A 15,292-nucleotide genomic window follows, 5' to 3' on the forward strand; every position below is an offset into this window, starting at 1 on the left:
CTTCACCGCCGCCACGATGTCCGCCTTGAGCTCCTTGTACTTGCGCTCCTGGGCCGGGGTCAGCTGCTTGTTCTGCATGCGCTGTTCCACATGCTCGACCTGCAGGCGGCGCAGCTTCTTGTAGTTGTCGGCGATGGAATCGAAGGTCTCGAGGACGCGCGGCTTCAGCTCGGCCTCCATGGCCGAGAGCGACACGTTGTTCTCCATGTCGTCGTCGTCGAGCTCGCCCTCGGGCGGGGTCATGCCCTCCTCGGTCTCGGCGGCCTCTTCCTCGCCCTCACCCTCGCCGAGGGCATCCACCTTGGGCGCGCCCTTGCCGTCCGGGCCGGCATAGGTGGCCTCGAGATCGATGATGTCGCGCAGGAGCACCCGGCCCTCGACGAGCTCGTCGCGCCAGATGATGATGGCCTGGAAGGTCAGCGGGCTCTCGCAGAGCCCGGCGATCATGGCCTCGCGGCCGGCCTCGATGCGCTTGGCGATGGCAATCTCGCCCTCGCGGGAGAGAAGCTCGACCGAGCCCATCTCGCGCAGGTACATGCGCACCGGGTCGTCCGTGCGGTCGGTCGGCTCCTTGGTCGTCTCGCGCACCGCGACGGCGCGGGTCTGGGACGCCTCCACGAGGTCGCCGCCGTCCGCCTCTTCCTCGTCGGCCTCCGGCTGGGCGTTCTCGTCGGTCTCTTCGGACTCGACCACGTTGATGCCCATCTCGGAGAGCTGGCCGAGAACGTCCTCGATCTGCTCCGAGGAGAACTCCTCCGGAGGCAGAACCTCGTTCAATTCGTCATACGTGACGTACCCGCGCTTCTTCGCGAGCTTGATCATCCGCTTGACGGCGGCATCGCTCAGGTCGAGCAGCGGCCCATCGGTCTGCTGCTCGGTCGTCGTCGTATCGCCTTCGTCGCCGCCGGTTGTCTTCGTCGCCATGCTTTGCTCAACTCCAGCGCCCGCCCATCCCCCCTACAGGACCTGCGATGCGCGAATGGGTGGCCGAGGCCCGAGGCTCCGCCACCTGAAATTCATTCCAATCCATAAACAGTCAATCGCTTGACTAACCGTTAACCATCCCCCGTCCGGAGTGCCGCAGCCGCCACGCCTGCCGCCCTCCCGTCGTGCGAGACATCAGTGGCCCCCGGGGAGCCCTCCGCTGTCGATGTCGGCCTCGGCACCCTCGACGGAGGACAGCTGGTTCTGGACCTCCCGCAGCCAGGCGAGATTGGCCTCGTTGTCCTCTTCGGCAAGGGCGCGCTCGGCAGCCCGAAGTTCGCTATGTAACGTGCGTGCGCGGCGATGCAAGGTGATGGCTTGCCTCAATGCGTCCTCAAGCCGCAAGGGATCCGCATGTGGATCCAGCATCCACCGGTCGCCGGGACGGACCAGAGCCGTCAGCCTGTCTGCCGCCTGCGCCAGTCCGGCCCGTTCCAGACGGGCCTTCATGACGGTGGGGTCGGCAGGTTCGCCGCTCGCCGCTCCATCGAGCAGGAGACTGCGCACCATTTGGGTTGCCCGGCTCTCAAGTTCAAGATCTGCAAGGGTTTCTACGTGATTTTGAACGAGTTCCGGGTGGACCAGGAAGGTGCAGAGGATCATGGCCTCCCGCGGGCTCTCGGCCGCGCCGCCGGCGAAAAGCGGGCTCCGGGCGAGGAGCGGCGACACGCTCAGCCGGGAGCTCGGCGTCATGGGCTGGGGCTTCTGGAAGTCCCGCCGCCCGCCCCCGCCCTGGCGGTTGAAACGGCCCGGCCGGGGATCGGGATTCAGGCCCGCGAGACGGCTCTGGATCTCCTCCCGGTAGTATTTCTTGAGCGTTTCGTCGCGAATCAGGGCGAGTGATTCGCGCAGGCGCCTCTCCAGGGCGGCCCGTCGCTCGGGGGTGTCGAGCGGCCCGGCCTCCAGCTCCCGGGTCCAGAGCACGTCTACCAGGGGCCGGGCCGACGCGAGCACCCGCTCCACGGCGGCGCTTCCGCCGGCGCGGGCGAGATCGTCGGGGTCCTGCCCCTCGGGCAGCATGGCGAAGCGCAGGGACTTGCCGGGCATCAGGTTGGGCAGGGCCACGTCGAGCGCCCGGTAGGCGGCCCGCTGCCCGGCCTTGTCGCCGTCGAAGCACAGGATCGGCTCCTCGGCGAGGCGCCAGAGCAGGGTGAGCTGGTCCTCGGTCAGGGCGGTGCCGAGCGGCGCGACCGCATGGGGGAATCCCGCCACGGAGAGCGAGATCACGTCCACGTAGCCCTCCACGGCGATCACGGTGCCGCGGTCATGGGCGGCCGGGCGGGCGAGATGGTAGTTGTAGAGGAGCCGGCCCTTGTTGAAGAGCGGCGTATCGGGGGAATTGAGGTACTTGGCCGGCACATCGGCGCTCATGGCCCGGCCGCCGAAAGCGATGACCCGGCCGCGCACGTCGCAGATCGGGAACATGACCCGGTCGCGGAACCGGTCGGCCGGGATCTTCCCCTCCTCGCCCGCATGGACGAGCCCCGCCTCCACCATCATCTCGACGGGCACCCCCTTGCCGGCGAGGTGATCGCGCAGGGCATAGCGTTCGGACGGCGCGTAGCCGATGCGGAAGCGGGGCCGGGGCGGCCCGCCCCGCGGCCGGGCGGCCCCCAAGTGGCCCCCCCAGGGGCCGCGCGCCGGGCTTTGGTTTGGGACGGCGGGTCGCGGATGCGGAAGCGGCCCTGGGCCTCCCGGCCCAGGGCCCGGCCGGCAAGATAGTCCCGCGCCTTGGCGCCGGAGCGCTCCTGGAGCGAGGACTCGAAGTACTCGGCCGCCAGCTCCATGACGTCGTGGAGGTTCTTGCGCTTGACCTCCTCCTGCCGGTCCTCGCGGGAGGGCTTGGGCAGGGGCACCCCGGCCTCCCCGGCCAGCCGTTCCACGGCCTCGGGGAAGGACAGTCCCTCGGTCTCCATGAGAAAGGTGAAGATGTCCCCGTGCTTGCCGGACGAGAAGCAATGGTAGAACTGCTTCTGATCGTTCACGTAGAAGCTCGGCGTCTTCTCGGCATTGAAGGGCGACAGACCCTTCCACTCCCGCCCGGCCTTCTTCAAGCGCACGCGCTTGCCCACGACCGCCGAGGTCGGCAGCCGGGCGCGGATCTCTTCCAGGACTTGGGGCGGGTAGCGCACGAGGCGGTTTTCTCCAAACCTGCTCCATAAACTAGAGCGGTGGCGGCGAAGTTAATAACCCGAAAGCCACGCTTGTCTGTGCCCGCAATCCACAGGGCTGCCTTCGATGCCCCGTCGCGGAACCTGAGCCATGCGGAACCGGCGGAACCCCAGCGCGCGGCCGCGTTTGACACGATGGAAGCCTTGTCCTGGCAAAGGATCTGGCAGGTATCGGATGAATCCATGCCGTTCACTCAGAGCCCCATCGTCGAATGGCCGAACGAATTTCGGCATCTTCTGACGGACATTCAGATCGCGACCTGCGAGGAAGGCAGGCGCACGGGCCACGTCGACATCGACATCGACCCGGAAACCCTGTTCCTCCTCAACGACTTCGAGGCGCGGGTCCGCCACCGCCGGGTCCGGCTCCGATCGGACGATGGCGGGTGCCTCGTGGGCGAGATGAACACCCTCGTGGGCCTCGGGGCGGCGGCCGATCCGCGTCATCACGCCAGCCGGATCCGGATCAGCTTTCACGACCTCCTGGACGACGACTGCGTCGATCGCTTCCCGCATTGACGGGTTCATGCGAGCCTTGCGCCTGACGCCTTGACCCATCGTGCGGATCCGGCCAGGTGTTCCGCGGCTCCGGTCCGGGAGGCCTCATCGGCCGTCGAGAGCCCTGAGGATGTTTCGCCGGTGCGCCAGCCAGGCCTCGAGGGTCTCCTCGAAGGTCCGGAGCAGCCTCGCGGCCATGACCGTATCCTGACCGTTCCGGGCCATCGTCTCGACGAGTTTCGTCTGATCGGCCACCCGTCGCCTGCCCTCGACAATGTGCCGATCCGCTAGAACCAGGTGTTCCCGTTCCTGTTGCAGATTGGTCATGAGGCGCCTCCTCGACCCTGCAGGCGGGAGCACTCGTCTCTCTCGGCCACCAGCGCCTACGGGTTCGGATCGGCTGGTGATAGGTCGAGAATACACGTGCGCGGATGGCCCCGCCAGCCCATGTTCGAGGTCGGGATCACGGTCATCCGCGAGCCGAAGCACGCGCCCTGCGGCCTCGCGGCCGTGTTCGAGGACCTCCCTGGCAATCTGTCGGGCCTCGTTCCGTTCACGGACGGGCGATCCTGACGAGCGCGCCGTCTCAGGCCTGGGTGCGCTCAGGCGCTGAGACGGCTCGCGCCTTTGCGCTTGGCCCGCTTCTCGCGCTCGGCCTTCGTCTTCTCCAGAGCCGCATGGCTCTGCTTGGCCATCTGCTCGCATTGCTCGTGGAGAGCCTCGAGCTCCCGATCGGTCAGCTTCTCGATCCCCATGAACGCGTCGTCCGCATTGGATGTCCGGATCAGCTCGTCGAGCTTGGTCTGGAGGGCGGCGCCGTCGCGGTTCTGCGTGTTCTGGATCAGGAAGACCATCAGAAAGGTCACGATGGTGGTCCCCGTGTTGATCACGAGCTGCCAGTCCTCCGAGAAGCCGAAGAAGGGACCGGAGAACGCCCAGGCCAACACGATGAGGACGCAGATCAGGAAGGCCGTCGGGCTTCCCGCGACGCGGGCCGTGGCATTGGCGAACCTGGCGAAGACTTTGTCCATGGCGCGTCCGGCAAGGTTTGTAGAAGAACAACGGCCGCGCTGGCTTTTCGTTCGATGACGGCGCCTGGGCGCCGTCAGCGGCTGGCCGTCGTCAGCGCCGCCCCGATGCCCACGAAGGTCGCTCCGGCCAGGCGGTTGAACCATCGCCCGTGCCGGGTCGGCCAGGGGGCGATCCGCTGCGCCATCACGGCGAGAAGAAGCTCGTAGACGATCTCGACGATCACGAACGTGCCGCCGAACAGGGCGAGCTGGACCGGGAAGGACACGCCCGGGACCATGAATTGCGGCAGGAACGCCGCGAAGAAGATCAGCGCCTTGGGGTTCGACACCGCCACGAGGAAACCCTGGTTGAACATCCAGAGCGGCCGCGCCCGGCGCGGCCCATCGTCCGGTCGCGCCACGTCGAGCACGGAGGCGGGCGAGCGCCAGATGCGCAGGCCGAGATAGACCAGATAGGCGGCGCCGATCCACTTGGCGATCGTGAAGGCCCGCTCCGATGCGGCGAGCAGCGCCCCCATGCCGGCGAGCGAGGCCGCGATCAGGACGAAGAACCCGAGCGCCCCGCCCAGCACCGTGCAGATTGTGGGCCGGAACCCGTAGCAGACGCCATGCGTCAGCGACAGCAGGCCGTTCGGGCCGGGGGTCAGCGAGAGGCCGATCGCGGCCATCAGGTAGATCAGCCAGAGTTCAAGGGTCATGGGGCACCGACGCTCGTTCGTGCGGCGCATCGCCGGATGCGGCCGCCGGGACCATGCTTAGCACGACGGACCGTCCAGGCCCGAGCAGAATGTTGCTTCAGCCGCCCTCTCCCGCGATCCCGCGCCCGTTCCGTTGCCCCATGCTCATCGCGGCCACCCTCCGCACGGTCTGTCCCCGTCCCCACGTCATGGCCGGCCAGTCATCACCCGCCTCTCGCCGGCCATCCCGATCGGAAGAGCGCCGCGCCTCTCGGAGGCGGGATCACCGGGACAAGCCCGGTGATGACGTGGAGAAGGTGGTCAGGGCCAGTGCCGACACCCTCCCACGTCATGGCCGGCCTTGTGCCGGCCATCCCGATACGGAAAAGCGCCGCGCCTCTCGGAGGCGGCATCACCGGGACGGGCCCGGTGATGCCGTGGCGCGTGCCGGGATCCGCCATCCCGAGACGGCCGAGGGCAGCGCCTCACCCCTTCGGCAGCATGTCCTTCACGAGACCGCTCGCCTTGGCGAAGTCCATGCGGCCGGCGTATTTGGCGCGAAGGGCCGCCACGACCTTGCCCATGTCCTTCATGGAGGCGGCGCCGGTCTCGGCGATGGCGGCCTCGATGGCGCCCCGGGTCTCGGCCTCGTCCATCTGCCGGGGCAGATAGGACGAGATCACCGCGACCTCGTTCTTTTCCTGGTCGGCGAGCTCGGTGCGGCCGCCCTGCTCGTACATGGCGATCGATTCCTGGCGCTGCTTCACCATTTTCTGCAGGAGGGCCAGGATCTCCTCGTCGGACAGGGGCTCCTTGCCGTTGCCGCGAGCCTCGATGTCCTTGTCCTTGAGGGCCGCCTGGATCAGCCGGATGGTGCCGAGCCGGCCCTTGTCGCCGGCCTTCATGGCTTCCTTCATCTCGGCGGTGAATCGTTCGCGCAGCATGGAGTTCTCCTTGGTTATAAATCGCTTGAGCGTTGACGGAACGCGAACGGCCCCTTAAGTCTCGGGGGTAGTTCAAGGGCGGCCCGGGTACGGCCTGCTCAAGCACGGCCTGTTGGCCCCGGACTTACAAGAGATCATGACGATGCTGCAAGACAAAGACACCACCGGGGCCTCCTCGGGTGGCTGGGCCGAGCCGCGCGCGACTGCGGTTCTCGTGCTCCAGGACGGAACCGTTCTCGAAGGCTTCGGCATCGGCGCCGTGGGCGAAGCGACCGGCGAGGTCTGCTTCAACACCGCCATGACCGGCTACCAGGAGATCCTGACGGACCCGTCCTATGCCGGCCAGATCATCACCTTCACGTTCCCGCATATCGGCAATGTGGGCACCAACGAGGAAGACATCGAGAGCGTCAACGCCGCCTCGTCCTCGGGGGTGCGCGGCGTGGTGCTGGCCGCGACCATCACGGAGCCGTCGAACTGGCGTGCCTCCCGCGACCTCGATGCCTGGCTGAAAGCCCGCAGCATCGTTGGCCTCTCGGGCATCGACACCCGGGCGCTCACCGCACTGATCCGCGACAAGGGCATGCCCAACGCGGTCATCGCCCATGATCCGGAGGGCCGGTTCGACCTCAATGCCCTGAAGGCCAGGGCCGCCGCCCTGCCCTCCATGGACGGCCAGGACCTGGTGCCCCTCGTGACCAGCGCCCAGCGCTATGACTGGGACGAGACCACCTGGACGCGCGGCGAAGGCTACGGCCACCAGAGCGGCGACCTGAGGCACCACGTGGTCGCCATCGACTACGGGGTGAAGCGGAACATCCTGCGCCTCCTCGCCCGCGCCGGCTGCAAGGTCACCGTGGTTCCCGCGACCGCCTCGGCCGAGGACGTGCTGGCCCTCAAGCCCGACGGCGTGTTCCTGTCCAACGGCCCCGGCGATCCGGCGGCCACCGGCGAATACGCCGTGCCGGTGATCCGCAAGGTGCTCGACGAGAAGATCCCGACCTTCGGCATTTGCCTCGGCCACCAGATGCTGAGCCTGGCCGTCGGCGCCAGGACCAAGAAGATGCACCAGGGCCATCACGGGGCGAACCATCCGGTGAAGGACAAGACCACCGGCAAGGTCGAGATCACCTCCATGAACCACGGCTTCGCGGTGGATCCGGCGACCCTGCCGCAGAACGCCGTGGAGACCCACGTGTCCCTGTTCGACGGCTCCAATTGCGGCATCTCGCTCACCGACCGCCCCGCCTTCTCGGTTCAGTACCACCCGGAGGCCTCGCCGGGCCCGCAGGACAGCCACTACCTGTTCGACCGCTTCGTCGAGCTGATGGACCGGAAGAAGGCCCAGACCTGACGCGATCGTGAAGGCTGGCGCCGCGACAAACGCGTCGGTTGCGCCAGCCGCCCAAATCACGGTAACGGATCATTAACCATAACGACAAAATGATTCCGGGCCTTGTTTTGGGGGTGTTTCCATGGATTTCGATGACGATTCCGGCGAATTCAGCCGGCTGCACAACCTCTTCACGTTCCACCTCGGCATCGCCGTCACGCTCGCCTGGCTGACGTCGCTCTACGCTGCGCTTTACGCGCCCTGGGTGCGCAACATCCGTCCGCTGATCGATCCCGCCAACGTGGGCCCGGTCGAAAGCACCTGGTCGTATCTGTTCATTTTCCCCGTGGTGCTCACGACCGCCTGGCTGATCTCGATCTTCGGCCACAACCTCTTCGCCCAGTTCCGCATCTTCAAGAACCAGATCGTCGAGTTCGCCATCGCGGCCGCCGTCGCCTTCGGGATGTTCTACCTGTCCATCGACCGCGCCGTCGCGGCCATGCTCATCGGCATGTGAGACCCGACGGGGTTTTGCACGGCCTCGCTCGATCTTTCGCCTGAACCGCGCGTTCCCTCCCGGATTTTAAGGGAGAGAAGCATGGCTCAGGCGAAAGGATACGGCGATCCGCAGGGTTACAACACGCCGCTCGGCACGGAGACCTACGTGTTCCGCAGCAACGGCATCGTCCCGAACTCGTCCCTGCCGCTGATCGTCCGGCGCGGGGCGATTTCCCCCTCCGAACACGACGCCGTCAGGACCTTCAAGACGACCTTCGCCAAGAACGGCTGGACCAACGCCTGGCTCGACGGCATCCACGATTACCACCACTACCACCCGAACACCCACGAGGTGCTGGGGATCGTGTCCGGCTCGGCCCAGGTCCGCTTCGGCGGCGAGGACGGCGATCTCGTGGCCGTCAGCGCCGGCGACGTGGTGGTCATCCCGGCGGGCGTCGCCCATGCCCGCATCAACGCCAGCGACGACTTTTCCGTCGTCGGCGCCTATCCGGGCGGCGTCGATTACGACACCGTCCGGGACGATCCCCAGGCCCTCGCGGCGTCTCAGCAGCGCATCGCCCAGGTGCCCCTGCCGGATTCCGACCCGGTCGACGGCCCCGACGGTCCGCTCGTGAAGCTGTGGACCTGAACGCGAAAAGGCCCCCTGCCCCGGAAGGCAGGAGGCCCTTGCCCCTACGGCTTATCGTTATGATCTAGACCGACAGCGTGACCTGCACGTTGCCGCGGATCGCGTGCGAATACGGGCAGACCCCATCGGCTTTGTGCACCAGGTCGGTCGCCTGCTCCCGGGTCAGACCGGGAAGGTTGGCCTTCAGTTCGACCACCAGCCCGAAGCCTGCCCCGTCGTCACGCTTGCCGATCCCGACCTTGGCCTCGATCGACGCGTCGGCCGGAAGCGCGACCTTGTCCTGCGCGGCGACGAATTTCAGCGCGCCGAGGAAGCAGGCCGAGTAGCCGGCCGCGAAAAGCTGCTCCGGGTTGGTCCCCTCGCCGCCCCCGCCGCCGAGTTCCTTCGGGGTGGAGAGGCGAACCTCCAGCCGTCGGTCGTCGGATGCGGCAACGCCTTCGCGGCCGCCGCGGGCTGAGGCATGGGCAGTGTAGAGAGGGGTCATCGGAAAGCTCCTTGAGGCGTCGGGCCGGACGGCCCGACCGATCAACTGTGCGCACGCAATCTAATCGCGCACAATCTAAATCCACCTATACGGTCGAAATGAATTGTGCGCAACCTATTTTTTTCATAGGATGCCCGAAACGGAGGCGACGATGACGAAGAAGCCCGAAATGCTGGCGCTCGACAACCAGTTGTGCTTCGCCTTCTATTCCGTCTCGCATGCCTTCAGCCGCGCCTACCGGCCGTTCCTCGACCCGCTCGGGCTGACCTATCCGCAATACGTGGTCCTCCTGGTCCTGTGGGAGCAGGATGATCTCACCGTCAAGGAGATCGGCGACCGGCTGTTCCTCGATTCCGGCACCCTGACGCCCCTGCTGAAGCGTCTCGAAGCCGCCGGCCACATCCGCCGCACGCGCGACAGGAAGGACGAGCGGCAGGTCAGGGTCCTTCTGACCGAGACGGGCCGCACCATGCGGGACAAAGCGGAAGAGATCCCCAGGCAGGTCGGCTGCGTGCTCGGCTTATCCTTCGACGAGGTCCGCGCCTTCACCCGGGAGGTTGCGAAACTGCGCGGCAGGCTTCATGACTCGGCGGCAGTTTCGGCGAAGTCCTGAGCCGACGGGGAGATGGCTGTCTTGATGAACTGGCGCGACTACTGGAACCAGGACACGCCGATCTATGCGAGCGACCGGCACAAGCTCCTGCATTACCGCCTGATCGCCAACGACATCATCGGCCTCATCCCGTCCTCTGACGCCATCGCGCTCGACTACGGCTGCGGCGAGGCGCTGTTCGCCGACAAGGTCGCGGCCCGATGCGGACGCCTTTATCTCAGCGATGCCGCGCCGCTCGTCCGGGAGCGCCTGAACGGGCGCTTTCGCGACAACGGGCGGATCACCGTTCTGTCGACGGACGACGTGGCCGATCTTCCGGACGCTTCGCTCGACCTGATCGTGGTGAATTCGCTCGTTCAGTATCTCTCCCTCGACGAGTTCCGGAGCCTCCTGAGGCTCCTGCACAGGAAGCTGAGATCCGACGGCAGGCTGGTTCTGGGCGATGTCATCCCGCCCGACATCAGCCCGCTGACCGATGCGAAAGCGCTCCTCGCCTTCGCGTGGCGGGGCGGTTTCCTGCGGTCGGCGGTGGCGAGCCTCGCCCGCACTGCCTTCTCGGAATACCGCACGATCCGTGAGGAGGTCGGCTTGGCGCAGTACAGCGACGAGGAGATCATTGATCTCCTGGAGGACGCAGAATTCTCAGCCGAGCGTGCTGCGCGGAACCTCGGGCACAACCAGGCGCGCATGACCTATCTGGCAAGGCCTGTTCAGGCGCGCGAGACGGACGATCCCGCCGAGCGCTGATCGCTCGCCAGCGACAGGCCGAACACCCCGAGCCCGGCGACAGCCAGGACCGCGCCGACCCAGCCGGTCGAGGCGAACCCGTAGCCGGCGGCGATCGCAAGACCGCCGAGCCAGGCGCCGAGCGCGTTGGCGATGTTGAAGGCCGAGTGGTTGAGGGCCGCCGCCAGGGTCTGGGCATCCGCCGCCACGTCCATCAAACGGGTCTGCAGAGCGGGCCCGATGGCGACGCTGCAGCCGACCAGGAAGACGCAGGCCGAGAGCAGGTAAGGGTTCTCGGCCGTGAGCCAGAGCACGGTCATCACCACGGCGCTGGAGACGAGCACGCCGCCGATGGTCCCCATCAGGTTCCGGTCGGCGAACCAGGCCCCCACGAGATTGCCGACGATCATGCCCGAGCCGAACAGGGCCATCATCACGGGAACGGCGCTCTCCGGCATGCCTGCGACCTCCGTGGCCGTCGAGGCGATATAGGAGAAGACAGAGAAGAGACCGCCGAAGCCCACGGCGCCGATGCCCAGCGTGAACCAGACCTGCTTGCGCCGGAAGGCCCCGAGTTCCCGCATCGGGCTCGCGCCCTCCTGGACCTTGTCCTTCGGCAGGAAGAGCCAGATCAGCAGCACGGTCAGCGCCCCCATGAAGCCCACCGCCCCGAAAGCGATCCGCCAGGTCAGGATCTGCCCGAACCAGGTGGCGACCGGCGTGCCGAGCAGGGTCGCGACCGTAAGCCCCATCATGACGCGGGCCACCGCCTGGGTGCGCTTGTTCGGCGCAACCAGGGAGGCGGCCACGAGGGCGGCCACGCCGAAATAGGCGCCGTGGGGAAGGCCCGTGAGAAAGCGCAGGAACACGAAGGATTCGAAGCTCGGCGCTATGGCACTGACGGCATTGCCAACGGCGAAGATGGCCATCAGCAGAAGGAGCAGAGTCTGGCGCGCCAGCTTTGCCGCCATCACGGCGATGATGGGCGCTCCCACCACGACCCCGAGCGCATAGGCGCTGATCGCGTAGCCGGCCTCAGGGGTCGTGACGTTGAATTCCTGGGCGACGTTGGGCAGGAGCCCCATGATCGCGAACTCGCCCGTTCCGATGCCGAAGCTCCCGACCGCGAGCGCCAGTTCGATCAGCCCAACGGCCAAGCGGGAGCGCGGGACAGAAGGAGCGTCATTCGTCGGCATGGCGCCGGCGTTCTCAACAATGGCCATGTCGGACATGGAGCCCCCAAGCTGCTCGTGTCATCAATTGGATTGGAAATGCCGAGACAGCCGCCGGCACGTCAGCGCACCTTCATATTGCGACGCAACAAGATTCGGGGAGAGGCCGGGACGCAGGTCAGGGATGCGCTGCGGGATGATCGGGTTCGGGAACCTGGAACAAGCACCGGGTCACGGCCTTATTAGCAGACCCGAACCGCAAGGCAGCCTTATGACCGTCGCCTCACCGGACAGACCTGCTGGATCGAAGCAAAGGGACAGCTTCAACCCCGCCGAAAAGACCCCGGACCTGTCGCCCAAGGAAAGGAAGACGATCGAGGCCCAAAGCCGGCCGAATGCGGCGCTCATCCACGAGACGATCCGGGCCGAGGGCGAAAGCGAACTCGACCGAACCGCATCGGCCCTCCTCCTCTCCGGATTGGCCGCCGGCCTGTCCATGGGGTTCTCCCTGACGGTGGAGGGGTTGCTGCATGCCCATCTGCCGGACGCATCCTGGAAATCCCTGGTCAGCAGCTTCGGCTACACGATCGGCTTCCTGATCGTCGTGCTCGGCCGGCAGCAGCTCTTCACCGAAAATACCCTCACGCCCATCCTGCCCCTCCTGCACAACCGGGACGGACGCACGCTCCTGCGGGTCGTCAAGTTGTGGGCGATCGTTTTGGCGGCCAACATCGTGGCGACCTGGATCTTCGCGGCTGTCATTGCGCATACCTCCCTGTTCGCGCCCGAGGTGAAGCACGCTTTCGGCGAAATCAGCCACAAGGTGGTAGCCTCGCCCTTCGGAACCACCGTGCTGAAGGCCATCTTCGCCGGATGGCTCATCGCCCTGATGGTCTGGCTACTGCCGGGAGCCGATTCCGCACGCCTCCTCGTGATCCTCATCATCACCTACGTGGTAGCCATCGGGGGCTTCTCGCACCTGATCGCGGGCTCGGTCGACGGGTTCTACCTGGTGGAAACGGGTCAGGCCACCTGGGCGGACTACGTGCTGCGCTTCTTCCTGCCGACCGTCATCGGCAATGTTCTGGGCGGCGTGACCCTCGTGGCCGCGCTCAATTTCGGGCAGGTCGTTCCAGAACTCCAATAGCGCATCGTGCGGACAAGTGGATCCGGTTTTCACTTGCGTGGCCCTTCGGGTCCGCACCGAACGATGCGCCAGCCAAGAGGGGAGCATCGGATCCGATGCTCTAGCGGCCGCCGCTCAGGCGAATGTCCACTTTTTGTGCGCCATGAAGCTCCAGAGCATCACGACGCCCGTGGTGATGACCTGCGACGGGAGATAGGGTCCGTCGAGCCACACCGTGAAGGCGTGCATGAGGAACCAGGTCACGAGAAATCCCACGAAGGCCACCAGGGCGAAGCGCCACGTGGCTTCGCGGTGGGGACGCTCGCTCTCATAGGTGTGCTTGCGGTTGAGCAGGTAGGACACGAGCCCCCCGGCCACATAGCCGGCGAGCGTCGCCGGCACGGGATGAAGGCTTCCGCCTTCGACCAGGGCGATGAGGACGCCGTAATGGGCCACGGCAGCCGCGAGGCCCACTCCGAAGAAAGCGGTGAATTGACGGATCAGGCGCTGAAGGGGACGAGAGGTGGTCACGCCCTCTCGATAGCTGCTTCCCACGAGCCCGTCACCTCATCCCCTGCAGAAGTCCGGCAATCCTGCGGGACAGAAAGCGCGGGGCGAACTTCGCCCCGATGGCCCCGACCCGGTTCCGGGCCCCGGCGACGACGATCGCCCGCCTGGCCTCGTAGCCGTCCACCCCGATGCGGGCGACATCGGCCGAGGACATGACCCCGGAGCGGAAGAGCCGCGAATCCTTCAGGCACGCCGTGTCGGAGAACTCGCTCTCGGTCGGCCCCGGACAGAGGGCCGTGACGGTCACTCCGTGAGGTCTCGCCTCGTCGTGCAGCGCCTCGGACAGGGACAGGACAAAGGCTTTCGTCGCGTAATAGACCGCCATGTAGGGCCCGGCCAGGAAGGCCGCGAGGGACGCGACGTTCAGGATCCCTCCCCGCCTGCGCTCGATCATCCCGGGAAGCATCAGGCGGCTGAGAGAGGTCAGCGCCATCACGTTGAGGTCGATCATGGCGAGTTGCCTCTCGTGCGGCAGGGAGGCGAAATACCCCCGCAACCCGAACCCGGCATTGTTGACCAGGGTATGAACGGCGATTCCACGCTCCAGGAGCATGTCATGGAGATCCCGCGGCGCCTCCCGGTCCTCGAGGTCGATCGCCAGGCTCTCGACCGGCACGTCATGATTCCGCCGGATCTCCGCGCCCAACGCCTCCAGGCGCTCGTGCCGCCGGGCCGCCAGGACCAGGGGATATCCCCTCTCGGCGAAGACGCGGGCCAGCTCCGCGCCGATCCCGCTGGATGCTCCCGTGATCAGCGTCCAGCGCGGCTCTTCCATCGTGGCCATCTTTTCCCAGCTCCCCCTTGCGGCGGCGTCTGGCCGACCATACCGCATGGGCATTGACTGTCGAAATCATGGCTCAGCCCTTTGAATTTGCTCAAGGTGCGTGTAAGAGCCTCTCTCAACCTACAATCCGATCACATCCCGGCTGCGCTCGAAGCGCCGTAGCTTTACGGCCGCGCGGCTGGACACGCCTGGGTGGCCCAATGCCAAAGCGGACAGACATCTCCTCCATTCTCATCATCGGCGCCGGGCCGATCATCATCGGCCAGGCCGTGGAGTTCGATTACTCGGGCACCCAGGCCGTCAAGGCCCTGAAGGAGGAAGGCTACCGCATCATCCTGGTGAACTCGAATCCCGCGACGATCATGACCGATCCCGACCTCGCGGACGCCACCTACGTGGAGCCGATCACGCCGGAGATCGTGGCCAAGATCATCGAGAAGGAGCGTCCCGACGCGATCCTTCCCACCATGGGCGGCCAGACGGCGCTCAACTGCGCCCTGTCGCTCAAGAAGATGGGCGTGCTCGACCGGTTCGACGTGGAGATGATCGGCGCGACCGCGGAAGCCATCGACAAGGCCGAGGACCGGCAGCTCTTCCGTGAGGCCATGACCAAGATCGGCCTCGACACCCCGAAATCGCGTCTTGCCAACGCCTCGGCCCTCAAGAAGGCCGACCGGGACGCCTATCTGGCCGAACTCGCCCGCATGGAAGCCCTCGACATCCATCCGGGCGACAAGAAGCGCATGATCGCCGCCTACAAGCTCAAGTGGGATGCCGGCGAGAACGAGCGGCGCAAGCGCTACCAGGAGCACGCCATGGGCGAAGCCCTGCTGGCTTTGGCCGAAGTGGGCCTGCCGGCCATCCTCCGTCCCTCCTTCACCATGGGCGGGACCGGCGGCGGCATCGCGTACAACCGCGAGGAGTTCCTCGACATCGTCGAGCGGGGCCTCGACGCCTCGCCGACCAACGAGGTGCTGATCGAGGAGAGCGTGCTCGGCTGGAAGGAGTACGAGATGGAGGTCGTCCGCGACA

The 15,292-nt window shown here is 66.5% G+C and carries 18 protein-coding genes and 3 pseudogenes; 10 read left to right on the top strand and 11 right to left on the bottom strand.

The genetic code is table 11. The annotated features are described in order from the left end of the window. From NF876_RS42235 to NF876_RS43905, 3 genes and pseudogenes are all read right to left on the bottom strand, one after another. Positions 1-924 (bottom strand): RNA polymerase sigma factor region1.1 domain-containing protein (locus NF876_RS42235; protein WP_315975132.1); only part of this gene is annotated, 924 nt, incomplete at its 3' end. Between the two features lie 195 nt (positions 925-1,119). Next, a complete protein-coding gene (locus NF876_RS42240) occupies positions 1,120-2,601 on the bottom strand; it encodes a DNA primase (protein WP_262273636.1) in 1,482 nt (493 codons plus the stop codon). 65 nt (positions 2,602-2,666) lie between these two features. Further along, positions 2,667-3,116 (bottom strand): annotated as a pseudogene (locus NF876_RS43905) (CHC2 zinc finger domain-containing protein); the annotation flags it as partial. 222 nt (positions 3,117-3,338) lie between these two features. Here NF876_RS43905 and NF876_RS42250 point away from each other — a divergent pair. After that, positions 3,339-3,674, top strand: coding sequence for a hypothetical protein (locus tag NF876_RS42250; RefSeq protein WP_262273637.1), 336 nt, complete (start codon positions 3,339-3,341; stop codon positions 3,672-3,674). Between the two features lie 84 nt (positions 3,675-3,758). Here NF876_RS42250 and NF876_RS42255 read toward each other — a convergent pair whose 3' ends face one another. Next, positions 3,759-3,980 (bottom strand): hypothetical protein, encoded by a 222-nt coding sequence (locus NF876_RS42255; protein WP_262273638.1) that lies wholly within the window; start codon positions 3,978-3,980, stop codon positions 3,759-3,761. Positions 3,981-4,076: 96 nt separating this feature from the next. Between NF876_RS42255 and NF876_RS42260 the strand changes: the two genes are divergently transcribed. Next, on the top strand, positions 4,077-4,226 hold the full coding sequence (locus NF876_RS42260) for a VOC family protein (RefSeq protein WP_262273639.1): 150 nt from the start codon (positions 4,077-4,079) through the stop codon (positions 4,224-4,226). Positions 4,227-4,255: 29 nt separating this feature from the next. Here the strand turns inward: NF876_RS42260 and NF876_RS42265 are convergent, their stop codons facing one another. The 3 genes from NF876_RS42265 to NF876_RS42275 form a co-directional block, all read right to left on the bottom strand. Then, complete coding sequence (locus NF876_RS42265; protein ID WP_262273640.1) at positions 4,256-4,684, bottom strand: low affinity iron permease family protein; 429 nt, start codon at positions 4,682-4,684, stop codon at positions 4,256-4,258. Between the two features lie 74 nt (positions 4,685-4,758). After that, entirely contained in the window at positions 4,759-5,382 is a 624-nt protein-coding gene (locus NF876_RS42270; protein ID WP_262273641.1) for a LysE family translocator, read from the bottom strand. A 464-nt stretch (positions 5,383-5,846) separates the two neighbouring features. Beyond that, a complete protein-coding gene (locus tag NF876_RS42275; RefSeq protein WP_262273642.1) occupies positions 5,847-6,305 on the bottom strand; it encodes a GatB/YqeY domain-containing protein in 459 nt (152 codons plus the stop codon). A gap of 142 nt (positions 6,306-6,447) precedes the next feature. On the opposite strand from NF876_RS42275, the gene carA reads away from it, so the two are divergent. From carA to NF876_RS42290, 3 genes are all read left to right on the top strand, one after another. Then, on the top strand, positions 6,448-7,659 hold the full coding sequence (carA, locus tag NF876_RS42280) for a glutamine-hydrolyzing carbamoyl-phosphate synthase small subunit (protein ID WP_262273643.1): 1,212 nt from the start codon (positions 6,448-6,450) through the stop codon (positions 7,657-7,659). 121 nt (positions 7,660-7,780) lie between these two features. Next, on the top strand, positions 7,781-8,155 hold the full coding sequence (locus tag NF876_RS42285) for a hypothetical protein (RefSeq protein WP_262273644.1): 375 nt from the start codon (positions 7,781-7,783) through the stop codon (positions 8,153-8,155). 81 nt (positions 8,156-8,236) lie between these two features. Then, a complete protein-coding gene (locus NF876_RS42290; protein ID WP_262273645.1) occupies positions 8,237-8,785 on the top strand; it encodes a cupin domain-containing protein in 549 nt (182 codons plus the stop codon). A gap of 64 nt (positions 8,786-8,849) precedes the next feature. On the opposite strand, the gene NF876_RS42295 is transcribed toward NF876_RS42290, so the two are convergent. Then, positions 8,850-9,269 (bottom strand): organic hydroperoxide resistance protein, encoded by a 420-nt coding sequence (locus tag NF876_RS42295; protein WP_262273646.1) that lies wholly within the window; start codon positions 9,267-9,269, stop codon positions 8,850-8,852. A gap of 151 nt (positions 9,270-9,420) precedes the next feature. Between NF876_RS42295 and NF876_RS42300 the strand changes: the two genes are divergently transcribed. Both NF876_RS42300 and NF876_RS42305 read left to right on the top strand, forming a co-directional pair. Next, complete coding sequence (locus tag NF876_RS42300; RefSeq protein WP_262273647.1) at positions 9,421-9,882, top strand: MarR family winged helix-turn-helix transcriptional regulator; 462 nt, start codon at positions 9,421-9,423, stop codon at positions 9,880-9,882. Between the two features lie 12 nt (positions 9,883-9,894). Continuing rightward, a complete protein-coding gene (locus tag NF876_RS42305; protein ID WP_262273648.1) occupies positions 9,895-10,629 on the top strand; it encodes a class I SAM-dependent methyltransferase in 735 nt (244 codons plus the stop codon). On the opposite strand, the gene NF876_RS42310 is transcribed toward NF876_RS42305, so the two are convergent. Then, a complete protein-coding gene (locus tag NF876_RS42310) occupies positions 10,593-11,831 on the bottom strand; it encodes an MFS transporter (RefSeq protein WP_373696801.1) in 1,239 nt (412 codons plus the stop codon). The genes NF876_RS42305 and NF876_RS42310 overlap by 37 nt on opposite strands. 220 nt (positions 11,832-12,051) lie before the next feature. Between NF876_RS42310 and NF876_RS42315 the strand changes: the two genes are divergently transcribed. After that, entirely contained in the window at positions 12,052-12,927 is an 876-nt protein-coding gene (locus NF876_RS42315) for a formate/nitrite transporter family protein (protein ID WP_262273650.1), read from the top strand. 114 nt (positions 12,928-13,041) lie between these two features. On the opposite strand, the gene NF876_RS42320 is transcribed toward NF876_RS42315, so the two are convergent. Further along, positions 13,042-13,437, bottom strand: a complete 396-nt coding sequence (locus tag NF876_RS42320) for a GtrA family protein (RefSeq protein ID WP_262273651.1) — start codon at positions 13,435-13,437, stop codon at positions 13,042-13,044. 31 nt (positions 13,438-13,468) lie between these two features. Continuing rightward, entirely contained in the window at positions 13,469-14,260 is a 792-nt protein-coding gene (locus NF876_RS42325) for an SDR family NAD(P)-dependent oxidoreductase (protein WP_262273652.1), read from the bottom strand. Between the two features lie 200 nt (positions 14,261-14,460). Here NF876_RS42325 and NF876_RS43910 point away from each other — a divergent pair. Next, positions 14,461-14,775 (top strand): annotated as a pseudogene (locus NF876_RS43910) (carbamoyl phosphate synthase preATP-grasp domain-containing protein); the annotation flags it as partial. 252 nt (positions 14,776-15,027) lie between these two features. Then, positions 15,028-15,292: pseudogene (locus NF876_RS43805) on the top strand (ATP-binding protein); the annotation flags it as partial.

The sequence above is a fragment of the Microvirga yunnanensis genome, from assembly GCF_025460875.1.